This window comes from Kangiella koreensis DSM 16069, assembly GCF_000024085.1.
In the GTDB taxonomy this organism is placed as follows: domain Bacteria; phylum Pseudomonadota; class Gammaproteobacteria; order Enterobacterales; family Kangiellaceae; genus Kangiella; species Kangiella koreensis.
In genome coordinates this window covers 2076564-2089688 of record NC_013166.1, presented here as the reverse complement: position 1 = coordinate 2089688, position 13125 = coordinate 2076564, and the positions used below count along the sequence as shown (strand labels likewise).

Annotated in this window: 12 protein-coding genes; 10 read left to right on the top strand and 2 right to left on the bottom strand. The window is 41.1% G+C overall.

The features are described from left to right. Positions 1–20: 20 nt before the first annotated feature. The 6 genes from KKOR_RS09730 (at position 21) to KKOR_RS09705 (ending at position 7877) form a co-directional block, all read left to right on the top strand. Positions 21–1319, top strand: a complete 1299-nt coding sequence (locus KKOR_RS09730) for a tetratricopeptide repeat protein (protein ID WP_015780954.1) — start codon at positions 21–23, stop codon at positions 1317–1319. Positions 1320–1352: 33 nt separating this feature from the next. Then, complete coding sequence (locus KKOR_RS09725) at positions 1353–3230, top strand: hypothetical protein (protein ID WP_015780953.1); 1878 nt, start codon at positions 1353–1355, stop codon at positions 3228–3230. A 119-nt stretch (positions 3231–3349) separates the two neighbouring features. Continuing rightward, complete coding sequence (locus KKOR_RS09720) at positions 3350–4771, top strand: YcjX family GTP-binding protein (RefSeq protein ID WP_083777364.1); 1422 nt, start codon at positions 3350–3352, stop codon at positions 4769–4771. Continuing rightward, the gene (locus KKOR_RS09715; RefSeq protein WP_015780951.1) at positions 4768–5850 is read left to right on the top strand and encodes a YcjF family protein; all 1083 of its coding nucleotides are present in this window, start codon (positions 4768–4770) and stop codon (positions 5848–5850) included. Before KKOR_RS09720 ends, KKOR_RS09715 begins: the two co-directional genes overlap by 4 nt. After that, positions 5837–6631 (top strand): ABC transporter ATP-binding protein, encoded by a 795-nt coding sequence (locus KKOR_RS09710; RefSeq protein ID WP_015780950.1) that lies wholly within the window; start codon positions 5837–5839, stop codon positions 6629–6631. Before KKOR_RS09715 ends, KKOR_RS09710 begins: the two co-directional genes overlap by 14 nt. Before the next feature lies 1 nt (position 6632). Beyond that, positions 6633–7877: an ABC transporter permease gene (locus KKOR_RS09705; RefSeq protein ID WP_015780949.1), complete on the top strand. Its 1245-nt coding sequence runs from the start codon at positions 6633–6635 to the stop codon at positions 7875–7877. Positions 7878–7983: 106 nt separating this feature from the next. Here KKOR_RS09705 and KKOR_RS09700 read toward each other — a convergent pair whose 3' ends face one another. Both KKOR_RS09700 and gloB read right to left on the bottom strand, forming a co-directional pair. Next, on the bottom strand, positions 7984–9534 hold the full coding sequence (locus tag KKOR_RS09700; RefSeq protein WP_015780948.1) for a lytic transglycosylase: 1551 nt from the start codon (positions 9532–9534) through the stop codon (positions 7984–7986). Between the two features lie 9 nt (positions 9535–9543). Then, positions 9544–10374: a hydroxyacylglutathione hydrolase gene (gene gloB / locus KKOR_RS09695; protein WP_041296043.1), complete on the bottom strand. Its 831-nt coding sequence runs from the start codon at positions 10372–10374 to the stop codon at positions 9544–9546. A gap of 75 nt (positions 10375–10449) precedes the next feature. On the opposite strand from gloB, the gene KKOR_RS09690 reads away from it, so the two are divergent. From KKOR_RS09690 to KKOR_RS09675, 4 genes are read left to right on the top strand one after another with little or no spacing between them, the layout of a single operon-like run. Then, positions 10450–11160, top strand: a complete 711-nt coding sequence (locus KKOR_RS09690) for a methyltransferase domain-containing protein (protein ID WP_015780946.1) — start codon at positions 10450–10452, stop codon at positions 11158–11160. 4 nt (positions 11161–11164) lie between these two features. Then, entirely contained in the window at positions 11165–11614 is a 450-nt protein-coding gene (rnhA, locus tag KKOR_RS09685; RefSeq protein WP_015780945.1) for a ribonuclease HI, read from the top strand. An 18-nt stretch (positions 11615–11632) separates the two neighbouring features. Continuing rightward, positions 11633–12334: a DNA polymerase III subunit epsilon gene (dnaQ, locus tag KKOR_RS09680; RefSeq protein WP_015780944.1), complete on the top strand. Its 702-nt coding sequence runs from the start codon at positions 11633–11635 to the stop codon at positions 12332–12334. A gap of 1 nt (position 12335) precedes the next feature. Next, complete coding sequence (locus KKOR_RS09675; protein ID WP_015780943.1) at positions 12336–13076, top strand: enoyl-CoA hydratase-related protein; 741 nt, start codon at positions 12336–12338, stop codon at positions 13074–13076. The last annotated feature ends 49 nt before the right edge of the window (positions 13077–13125 follow it).

Sequence of the window (13125 nt, the reverse complement as noted above, 5' to 3'; positions counted from 1 at the left end):
CTCTGAGTAAAGTAATAATTATGACTAAAATTTCATATGTTGTCGGAGTCATTGCTTTAACATTTGGTACTGTGGCTAATGCATTGCCACAGACTAAATACACAAGCTCCTGTAAGCTACTTGCCCCAAAACAAGGTGAGTATGATGAAGAGAAGGTTCCGACAATCACTTCCGAATCAGCTTACAAAAAAATTACTGCTGCAAACGAAGCATATGCTGATGCAAAATATGCAGAATCAATTACTATCCTGCAGGATTTGATCGCTAATTCAGGCGATAAAGCGGCTAAAGGTCGTGCAATCTACCTGCTAGGACTAAACTATCGTGAACAGTCGCAGTACGGTGCTGCAAAAAGAGAGTTTATCCGAGCGATGGGCACTGGTGTTTTGGGTAAACAAAACGAAGTAAATCTAAGGCTCGCGCTAGCTAATATCGATGCTGCACAAGAAAATTATACTGAAGCACTACGCTGGATGAAGGAATACTTTGATGAGGTTATTAACCCACCAGCTTCTTCTTATGCACAATACGCAAGCTTGTTCTATCAGAATCAAGATTATCGGGCGAGCATCTGTCCAGCATATTTAGCTCTCCAAGAAGGCAGCAAAGCAACCAAGCCATTGTATAGTATGTTATTCGCTGCTCACATTGAATTGAAGGATCTACCAGGCGCTGAGGTTGTTGGACGTGATATGGTGGAGTTTTTCCCTGACGAGAAGTCTGTTTATAATAATTTATTTGCAGTATTAAGCCAGCGCGGCAAAACTTCTGACATGTTAGCACTTGCAGAATTGGCTTACATGAATGGTATGTGGGATACGGAGACAAACTATAAGCAATTGTCTGCCTTATATTCAAACAACCAAATCCCTCTTCTTGCAGCAGAACGATTAGAAGAAGGCGTTAATAAAGGTATTGTCGAGGCGGATGAAGATATTTGGCGTAATATTGCTAATAGCTATAAATACGCTAAAGTAAGCAACAAAGCTATAGCTGCTTACAGAAAAGCTTCCAACTATACTAGCAATGGTCGTTATGATTATGACATTGCAACTATTTATTTTTCTGATGAAGAGTACACGAAGGCTATTGATGCCTTCCGTACAGCTATCAGAAAAGGCAGTTTGCGAGATGGTGATGCTGGATATGCTTATTTACAGATGGGCGTAGCTTACCAACGCCTAGGTCAACCAGAACAGGCGGTGAATGCTCTTCAGCAGGCAACGAATTACCGAAATGTATCAAAAAATGCTACTGCGTATATCAATTATATCAATCAGATAGAAAGCATGAAAAAAGAGTTGGCTTTAAACGACTAATCCTTTATAAAGGCCTCTAAAGAGGCCTTTTTTATGTCTAAACTACTATTATCCCTTATACTAATCATCAGTAGTGGTGCAGCTTATGCTGTTGACTACTATACATCTATAAAATCCTCGCTCTTTGAAACGATTACTGAAGGCCTTAATGTCCAACTAATTCATGCAGATACGGCGCATAATTATCTTTTAGTTAAGGCTCGTAGTCCTGATATCTTAAGGAGTGGATATGACGAATTTAAATATAGCCTCACAAAACAAGGATACTTAGTTGATGTGGTCACTATTGATTCTTCTTTTGTCGCATTGGCTAAATTCCCAATAGGTGGAACAGAGTCAGTCTTAAATAGTTTTATAGCCCAGTTTTCAGGTACAACTTTTATTGATTTAGAGTTGATCGTGTTTGGTGAAATTAATCAACAACGCTTGTTGGGTAGTATTAATCGTTCTTTTAAAGCATCTGATATAAGGTTTGGTGCAGGCAAAGAAGAGCTTGGTTTCTACTCATATCAGCAAAACCTGCCGAAATTTGAACCTTTTGCCACCATTCAGGAGACATCCGACTGGCGACTGGGCTTAACTACAGCCTTATTGAACTGTGGGTTCTCCAGTACAAATCATCTTGTCTTCAATTATTATCCTGATTCAATGTCTTGTAGTGACTATCATCCTAAGGCATCTCTTACAGATAAAGATGTAGCAAACTTGCGTGATGATTTGTACGCAAAAATACAGCTAGCGGTAGAGTCACCAGAAAGTTTCTTATTGTATATAAGTTCTTTCAAAGCAGAAACCAGAATAGAGCAGTCGCAAAGCTTCTATGTCAATATACCTAGTATCGGTATAGACAATATTTTGGCATATCAATATAGATATTTATTGAGAAAGTCAAACAATGACAAAGTAGTAGCCAACATCAATTCAATTGATACTACTTATCAAATGCCTCTAGAGCTTAAGTCCAAGTCAAAAATGACACTCTCCCGCACTACCGTGATCCAGTTAGAGTTGATGATTAATAGTGCCACGACTTGCCTGCAACTAAATTGTGAAAGCCTTGCCGTAATTCCTTATATCAACTATAGCAATTCTGCAGATACGCATGTTTTTGCAGTAAAGTATTCTAGTAGCAATGAAACAACCGTTATTGATGAGTTAAATAAAGTATTGTTTATACCTTTGTCTACGGCTAAGGGTATTGCTCAAGAGAACGTGTCTATTTCTTTGACTGGAGGCTATTTGCTTGAAGCTTATGATGAAAGCTTTAGACTGATTGCCCAGTTACCGGTTGTAAAGGCAAACTTGGATTATCCGCATAGTAGTAACCATTTGGTCGGACCGTACACAGGAGATCCGGATGTTAACCTACTTGAGATCAAGCTGGTAACTTTACCTGGTGGAGAAGGCTGGTCAGAGTCTGAGCTTTTTTACTTTATTCTAGTCAACCAACTCGCTGCCAAGATTCCTAAAGCCAGTTTATCTAAATCTAATACATTGGTTCGGACATCTGTGTCTAACTTTAGCTATAGCCAGTTTGATGGTTCTACCATTTATATGAGTTTTGGTTCTAAGGAGCAAAATAAGTTAGAGGAAGATTTTGCCAGTGCTATAGAGCTAATACAAGAGCAGGTTAATGAGCTATCCAGAAATGACTTCGTAGGTTATAAATCTAGTCTCCAGACAAACTTACGCTTAATTGAAGCTGGACATCAGTCTTATAGACGAATTTCTCTTTTGTTTGATATCGACAATCCGCAGTCATTACTTTTGGAAAAGTTGGACCCTTTGAGCTTTGAACAGTACCAATCTTTTGTGAGTAATACGTTAGTAAATGCTCGCTTTAATATTTCGTCAGAGCAGGATTTGAGCAAAGATTTTAAGGACAAGGTGGCTAACTTCATTCAAAATTAGTTATCTGAACTACTATCTCTTGTGCCATTGTTAGAAGCCTCGACATATCTGTTTACGATTCGTTATAAACTTTGCTCCTCCTATTCCTTATAATAAGTTAAAAATCACCAATCAAGCCTATGAGCACTGATAAAAGTACATTGAAGCGTCTATTTAATACCGCAGAGCAGCTTGTTGAGCGCGGTATCGATAAGCGTGTAAGAATCGCCGTTACGGGTTTGAGCAAGGCGGGTAAGACTGCTTTTATTACCTCTTTTATGAATCAGTTGTTACATGTGACTGATAATGATCCGCTGCCTTTTTTTAAACCAGTCAAAGAGGGGCGACTCTTAGCAACTAAAGTTAGTTCATATGATGAGCTACATATCCCTGAGTTTAAATACAAGCAGTCCATAGGTTATTTAGTTAATGACCAGCCAGAATGGCCTCCTTCAACAACCGGCATTTCACAAGCGCAACTTGACGTTCGTTATCGTATAAAGAATGAGTGGATTAGAAAGGTACAGAAGAAAAGTCATCTAACCATTGATATCATCGACTATCCTGGGGAGTGGCTACTTGATTTACCCTTATTGAGACTTTCATACAAGGAATGGTCTTCACAATGTCTTGAGTTGATAAAACAAAATATATCTACCTCAACCACCGCTTGGCAGGAGGAGTCAGCACAACTTGTTTATCAGCAAGCTTTATCTGATGAGAATATTGCAGAAATCTCTAATGGATATAAAGCCTTTATCAAAACTAGTTTCACTAATGATCACACCTATAACTTGCTTCAGCCAGGTCGCTTTATACTGCCAGGAGAGCTTGAGGGTGCACCTGTGCTCGATTTTTTTCCGGTCACGGACTCAAATATTCTACACTCTGACTGGGATTCGCTGGCTCAAGATAGCTTGGTTAAAACTTTAGAGAAACGATACAACTATTACAAGAAAAAAATCGTCAAGCCGTTTTTTAAAGAATACTTTGAGAAAGTAGATCGGCAAATCTTGCTAGTCGACTGTCTTGAGGTGCTAAATGGTGGCTACCAAAACTACAGTAATATGCAGTTCACTTTGATTGAATTGTTGAAAAGCTTCCATTATGGACAGTCCAATTGGCTCAAGAGAATGTTTAATCCATCAATCGATAAGCTGTTGATTGCAGCGACTAAGGCGGACCATGTCCCTCCTGAGCAACATCGTCCTTTAGAGGGCTTTTTGCAAGCAATGCTGCAGGAAGCTAGAAATGATATTCAGTATCAAGGCATTGAGTTAGAAACTATGGTCATTAGCTCGGTCAAAACCACAGAGGCGGTTATGGCGGAGCACAAAGGTCAAAAATTGATGTGTGTTAAAGGCATTGAGTTAGAGTCAGGAGAAGAAGTGATTAACTATCCTGGAAAGCTTAGCGAGGAACTTATTACAAGAAATGACTGGCAGGAGCATCAATATGACTTTATCAACTTTGCCGTACCAGAAAATTTAACGAATGGTATCTTACCCCATATCCGGATGGATAAAGTTCTGCAGTTTTTAATTGGAGATAAATTCCGATGAAGGATAAACCAGTCAAAATTAGTGTTAAAAACACCAATGTCAACGTTGAAAAAATTGATGATAAACTATTTGAAGAGCAAGCAAGTAAATCAATAGTCAGAGAAGCTAACGGTGGCCAAGGTTCAATGTCTGTAAGCCCAAAGCCAAGTCTACTGGTCAAGAGACCAAAGAAGGGATTGAGAAAACTGTTCTGGCCTTCACTATTCACATTTGTCGCTGGCGCTGCTATTTATGAAAGTTATCTTTTCATAGAAAACCTGTTTACTTTTAATGTTGTAGTCGGTGGGGCCGCAATGGTGGTGGCAGGCCTTGCTTTGGTCAGTGGTGTCGTCGGAGTGATAAAGGGCTGGTTAAGTCGTCGTAAATTGCAGCGTCGTAAAGATAAACAGCAGGTTTTTAACCAGCTCATAGCCGAAAATACTTACGGTGAGGGACAGAAGATGATTGATGAGGTGAATGCTGAAATCAGTCAGCATCTCGATATCTCAGGTCCTATGTCGGTATATAACAGACAGAAACAACAAGTGCATAATGACAGAGAGTTAATCCAGATTTATTCACAAACTGTATTAGAAGGAATGGATGAGCTGGCTTTGCAAGCCATTAGTAAGCATGCTACTGAGTCTGCCGTTATGGTTGCATTAAGCCCGCTAGCTGCTGCTGACATGGCCTTAGTGGCCTGGCGTAGTAGCAAGATGCTACAAGAAGTATCACGTATTTATGGGTGCCCACAGACCACACTGGGGCGTATTGGCCTGACCAAACAGGTTATGACCAATATGATGTTGGCCGGTGCCAGTGATATGCTTGCTGATGCAGGAGCAGAGCTATTGGGTAAAAGTCTCACTGCAACAGTATCGACCAAGGTGGCACAGGGTATTGGTGTGGGGCTGTTAATAGCCCGGATGGGTATCCAAACTATGAAATTATGTCGTCCGGTTGAGTTTACTAATGACAATAAGCCAAAACTTAGCTACATTCGAAAATCTTTATATAGCAAGATTACATCTATTCTAAAGAAAAGCGAGCCGTCACAGGACGCTGTTAAGTCAAAAGGGGAGCAACATGATAGAGATTAAAGATCTCGCCAAGACCTTTGCCTACGATAAAAAAGAAGCAAAGAAAAAGAAAGGAAAGGCGGTTACCGATCCACGAGAAGGTGATGGTGTTTTTCATGCCGTGAAAAATGTCTCATTCAACTGTAATGCTGGGGAAGTCTTAGGTTTATTGGGGCCAAACGGAGCTGGAAAGACCACTACATTGCGCATGTTATCAACGGCCATTCAGCCGACTGCGGGTCATATTCTGATTAATGGTCATGATGTGACAAAAGAACCACGTTATGCTCAAAAGCAGATTGGTTTCTTGTCAGGCAAAACGGGTTTATATCATCGCTTAAGTGTTAGAGAAAATGTTGCCTATTTTGGACGTATGCATGGTCTATCACGCCAGCAAATTGACGAGCGAATTGAAAAGATATTCACCATGCTTGATATGCATTCTTTTTCTGGCAAGCGTGCTGATGATTTATCTACCGGTATGATGCAGCGGGCTTCGATTGCGCGAGCTGTCATTCATGAGCCAAAAGTATTGGTATTCGATGAGCCTACTACAGGCCTCGATGTGATTTCAGCAAAAACAGTACTCGATTTTATTGATAGCTACAAAGGCAGTGAAATGGCAGTGATTTTTTCGACCCACCACTTGCATGAGGTCGAAAAGTTGTGTGACAGAGTTTGTCTGATTGACCTGGGTGAAACAAAGTTCTTTGGCCCAACAAAAGAGTTTGCTGCGAGTACTGAATCAGGCTCACTGTATGATGCTTTCTTGGCCAGCGTAAATAAAAAAGAGGTTGCTTGAGATGTGGTTAGTATATAAAAAAGAATTACTAGAAATTCTACGTGATAAAAAAACACTCATATTTTCAATCTTATTACCGACGTTAATTTTCCCAGTTTTATTTTTTGCAATTGGTAAGTTTACTGCGACCAAAACAGAAGAAGCAGAAAACAAAGAAATCAAAGTCTCTTTTGTAAATAGCGAAGTTCTACCAGGTTTTGCAGATTTATTTACACGTGAAAAAGGTTTCATCAAAGTGGAGCTTGAATCCAACGATTATAAGTCAGCAATCTTAGATAAAAAGGTCGACTATATTTTTGAAGCTCCTGAGGGTATCGATTTGCCATCAAACTCTCAAAAACAAGAGGTCCTAAAGGTTTATTCAAAGGAATCAACGAGGCTTGATAATATCTTGGGAAGTCGTGTGGATGATGTGGTAGATGCATTTAATAATACGCAGCGTATGGAGTTGGGCCGAAACTTCAATCTTACTACTGATAATGTTAAAGCTTTCAATAAGCCGATCTTGATTGAAGAAAACAACTTTGCATCAGAGCGTGAGAAAGTGGGTGAGTTTGCTGGACCGATGCTGGCTTATTTGTTGATTGCTCTGGCCGTATCAGGTGCTATGTATCCAGCTCTGGAGCTCGGGGTAGGAGAGAAAGAGCGCGGAACGCTGGAAACACTTTTGCTAACTCCGATGTCCAAAGGTCAAATTGTGATGGCGAAGTTCGGGGTAATCTTTACCGCCAGCTTTTTTACGGTCATAGTCACCTTGCTCAGTTATTTGTTCTGGGTCTGGATATTTAGTTTTGCCTTCGAGCCCTCCGGAGTTGCAGCTGATCCTGATAGTTTAACGGGAAAACAATCAAGCGGTGGTTTGGACTTTTTATCCAATATCTCAGGCCTTGATCTTTTATTGATCGCTGTATTGTTGGTGCCGCTCACCAGTATCTTTGCTTCGATTATGTTGAGCGCTTCGATCTATGCTAAAAACATGAAAGAAGCCCAGGCTTATATGTCGCCGATTTTTATGATTGGTTTCATGCCGGTCATTGTAGCTTTTGTTCCCGGAATGGAACTAAATGTTAAAACAGCCATGATACCAGTGACTAATGTTGCTTTAGCTATGAAGGACTTGATTAAAGGAACAGTAGATTATGGTCTGATAACCATCCTATTGGTTTCTACCGCAGTATTGGCTGGAGGACTGCTTTACTGGACTACGGTATTCTTCAAGAAAGAAAAGGTATTGTTTAGAAGTTAACAAATAACTTTCTGGTAGTACTTAGCCCTATTTGGACAGTACTTAGAAAGTGTTACATAAATAAAAAAGGGGCTTTTAGCCCCTTTTTTATTACTTGATTAAGCTATTATTTACTATAAATGGTGAGTGTCTGGCCTGGTTTAATGAGGGATGAGTTTTTCAAACCGTTCCATTTATTCAAGTCACTGACTTTAACATTAAAACGTCTGGCGATGGTGTATAAAGAGTCACCACTTTTTACCTGATAAGACGTCTTGTTAGACGCATAGTTAGCATAACCGCGAGGCCACACTTTCAAGCTCTGACCAATTCGGATAGTGCTATTCTGGGCGATGCCATTCCAGCTGGCAAGTTGGCGAGTACTGACACCAAACTTTCTAGAAATTGTCCATAAGCTATCACCTGAACGAACTTTATATACTTGATAACGCCGACGTTGTTGATTTTTACTGAGAGTGGCAAAAAAGTTCTTCTCATACTCTGTGGCATTAATAATCCCCGGCATCTTGAGCTCCTGGCCTAGCTTTAAGAAGTCAGACTGAAGGCTGTTAAGTTGCTTAATCGTTTTTACCGAGGTGTTATGACGCTTGGCAATTAAGCTCAAATTGTCGCCTGATTTAACTTTATAGCTTACGGATGCCATCAGCTGTTTTGGATCAATTTCGAGTAGCCCTTGATTGAAATGATCAACGGTCTCTGCAGGAACCAGAATAGTCGCTTTTTTATGGTGGTCAGGAACGAACAAGCGATTGTATGCTGGGTTAAGTCGATAGAAAGTGTCCTTATCGATTTTAGCGATCTTGGCTAGCTCCATCAGGTTTGCTGGAGCGTCAACTTCCACCTCAACGAATGCGGGTTGATTGTCGATTAACGGCAGATCTACCTGATACTGAGGGGCGTTTAAGAAAATGTCTGAAAGAGCCAGCCACTTAGGAATATGACGCATGGTTTCTTTGGGTAATTGCAAAGACCAGTAATCAGTAGCTTTACCTTGACTTTTGTTCTTGTGAATCGCTTTTCTAACATTGCCTGGGCCGACATTATAAGCTGCCACTGTTAGTAACCAATCGCCATTAAACATTTCATTCAGATATTGATAGTAATCGAGCGCAGCATGAGTGGAAGCAACGATATCACGTCGTCCGTCGTACCATTCATCAATAGTTATACCAAAACCTTTGGCAGTTTTAGGCATGAATTGCCACATTCCAGCGGCTTGTACTACCGAGTGTGCTAGCGGGTCGAAATTACTCTCGACCATAGGCGTAAACGCCAGTTCGACGGGCATATTACGATTTTCCAACTCGGTAATGATGTAATACAGATAAGGGGCTGCTTTATCGGCACGCTTTAATAATAAATGTGGACTCTTAAGGTATTGTTTTTTAAAGGTATCAATCCGTGGGTGCTTGATATTATCGAAAGTTTGTTGGGTTGCTAAGTGTTCCCACAAATTGGGAACAAAAGGTATTTCATTAGGATCTGCCAATAATAGTGGATTCTCGCTATCGAGCTCAGGAGCGGGTAGCGGAGCACCATCCTCGGTAGTTTTCTGGTCATCAAAACGGCGATCAACTACCGTATCCTCTTGTTTTACAAGAGAACTACAGGCGGTCAAACTCAAACAACTTATCAATAGCAAGCGCTTCATAGGCATTATTATTTATTAAAAATTATCTTTTAGTTGTCTGATTGTAGCAAAAGTTTCCACTGGATCAGAGAGACTTTTGTGTTCTGCTCGTTCTGCGGTCTTAATCACGGTTGATTCTGTGCACCGTAGAAAGGGGTTAGTTCTAAGTTCACTGTCGATGGTGGAGGGGAGAGTTTCAAGATCCTGCTCACGTAATTTCTGGCAATTCTGCTCCAGCTCCAATAAATCTGCATTATCAGGCTCTACCGTTTTAGCAAATGCAATATTGGCCATAGTGTATTCGTGGGTACAGTAAACCAGAGTACTCGGGGGTAGCTGTGCCAGCTTTTGCAGAGAATGATGAAAGATGTCCGGTGTACCTTCGAACATACGTCCGCAACCTGCCCGGAACAGGGTATCACCACAGAACACCAGGCTTTGGCCTTGTAAGTCATGACCAGACAGGTGTTGACAAAAATAGCCTATATGACCCATGGTATGGCCGGGTAGATGCAGGATAGAAAACTGGTAGCTGTCGTCAAACAGACTGACTGTATCGTCCTCATCAAGTTCGGTATCGGTAAAGCTGAGCTGGTCGTGCCTGGATGCATAGACATGGCAGTGATAACGGTTTTTGAGTTCCTGGACACCGCCAATATGATCATTGTGATAATGGGTGACTAATATGCTGTCTAAGGAAAGCTCATTTTCCTCAAGGAATTCAATAACGGGGCGACTGTCACCGGGATCGACAACAGCTACTTTACTGCCATCAGGTGAATAAATTACCCAGATATAGTTATCGCTAAAGGCTTTTAAAGGAATAATACGCACTGGCTTGCTTGAGTCCAATTGTCGGGTTAGCATGGCTTCTAATGTACATAACCCACTATTGGCTGGCAACCTGCCGTACAATGCTTCTTTTAGGAAGATGAGAAAACGATGACCAAGAAACTGTCTGAACTCAGTTGGCCGGAATTACCCGCAGGCAATCGTATTCGTTATATCTGGCAGGAGTGGCTGCAAGACCATTTTGAAGACTATCATGGTGGTTACTTGCTGACGCTTGACAGCCTGACCCAATGTTTAAGCCTGCCGGATAAAGTATTTGAATGTGAAATTCGCTTGGGTAAAAGCCTGGAGCATTGTGTTGAAGCTGATCCAGAGCAGTTGCCTTTTATGACTGACTCACTGCAAAGCGTGGCGATTAGCCATGCCCTGGAATACACTGAGAACCCGAGTGTCCTATTACGGGAAATTCATCGCAGCTTGGCGCCCCAAGGCTATTTATATGCATTAATCTATGCACCTGATAATCCCTGGTATTGGCAGGGCAAGTTGCGTCTCGCACCAAAGCGACGAAACTTACCTATACATCGGCTTACTTTGAGCCGCTATACTGACTGGTTTAATTTGCTCGGATTTAAAGTCTTGGAAGTAGAAACTATTGGCTGCCCATGGTGGCGGGGTTTTAAAAACTTCCAAAGAAAAAGTGAAATGAATAAAGCTTGGCTTTCAGCGCCGATTGCTTACATGGTGAAAGTGCAGAAAAAGGTTTCAACCATGACACCTATCCGACCATTAGAAGAGAAAATGTCAGTGGCAATGGCTGGAAATCTGGCTAATATATCAACCAAACAACTAGAAGAATGAGCTTGTGAAAAAAATAGAAATTTATACTGATGGCGCCTGTAAAGGCAATCCCGGCCCAGGAGGTTGGGGAGCTTTATTAAGATACAATAAACATGAGAAGCATCTATTTGGTGGTGAATTAAATACTACCAATAATCGTATGGAATTAATGGCCGCTATTGAAGCCTTAAAAGCTTTAAAAGATAAGTGTCAGGTCGATCTGACCACAGACTCGGTCTATGTAAAAAACGGCATTAACCAATGGCTGGAAAACTGGAAAGCAAAAGGCTGGAAAACAGCAAACAGAAAACCGGTTAAGAATCAGGACTTATGGCAGCAACTCGACCAACAGGTAGCCAGACATAATGTTACCTGGCATTGGGTGAAAGGTCACAGCGGGCATCCTGAAAATGATATTGCTGATGAGCTGGCCAATAAAGGTGTTGAGAAAGTGTTGCAGTCCTCTGGCGTATAAAGTGAGAACAATAATCACATGAGACAAATTGTATTAGACACCGAAACCACAGGTCTTGAACCCTACGATGGACATAGAATCATCGAGATTGGTTGTGTAGAACTTGTGAATCGAAAGTTTACCGGTAATCACTACCATCAATACTTACAGCCGGATCGTGAGATTGATCAAGGTGCGATGGAAGTGCATGGTATAACCAATGAGTTTCTGGAAGATAAGCCAAGATTTGTAGATGTCGTCGACGAGTTTCTGGAGTTTATTGAAGGCGCTGAACTGGTTATCCATAATGCACCGTTTGATGTAGGCTTTCTTGATCATGAATTAAGCATGCTTGATTCAAGCAAAGGCAAGCTTTCAGATTACTGTACTGTGCTCGATACTCTTGTTTTAGCACGACAGATGCATCCAGGGCAGCGCAACAGTTTGGATGCGCTCTGTAAGCGCTATGAAATTGATAATAGCCACCGTGAATTGCACGGCGCTTTGCTCGACTCGGAAATTTTAGCAGATGTTTATTTGCGCATGACCGGTGGTCAAACAAGCTTGACCCTAGGGCGTCAGAACGCAGCCAACCAGCAAACGACAGAAACGACGGTTCGTCGAATTTCTGCAAACCGGCAACCGCTTAAAGTGATTAAAGCAACTGAGCAAGAATCCAAAGAACATCAGCAAAAACTATCATCGTTGAATGATGCCATTTGGAATCAACAGGAAGGGTAGAATGTCAGAATTTGTATCCAGTTTTATTGAGAATAAAGTCTTACATATTGAGCTAAACCGTGTTGGTAAGAAGAACGCCTTAACATCGGATATGTACACAGCGCTGACTAAAGAATTTATATCAGCTAAAAGTAATCCCGATATCCATGTAGTACTTTTTAAAGGGGCAAAAGATTGTTTTTGTGCAGGTAATGATATCGCTGATTTCTTACAACAACCCGTTTTAGATAGCGGCAGTCCAGTACTGTCTTTTTTGAAAGCGTTGTACAGTTTCAATAAACCAATTGTGGCAGCTGTTTCCGGTCCTGCAGTTGGTATTGGTACCACCTTCTTACTTCACTGTGATTTAATCTATGCCACTGAGCAAACTTACTTTAGTTTGCCTTTTGTTGATTTAGGCCTATGCCCAGAAGCTGGTTCCAGTTATTTATTACCGCGCCAAATCGGCTATGCTCGAGCTGCTGAACTGTTATTGTTAGCAGAGCCATTTAACGCAGCGAAAGCAAAAGAGTGGGGCATTATCAATGATATTATTGATCAGGATAACTATTGGCAGTTTGCTCAGGAGAAAGCTGAAATATTAGCCAAAAAACCAGCTCAGGCATTACAGATGAGTCGCCAATTGATACGCTCAAATGCGGATATGGTTGGGCAGGCGATTGAGCGCGAAGCACGAAGTTTTTCTGAGCTTCTTAAGAGCGATGAAGCAAAATCGATATTTAAAAAGTTCCTAGAGAAATAGTTTTCGTATCGTTAATAAAAAACGGACACTGAGTCCGTTTTTTTATGCA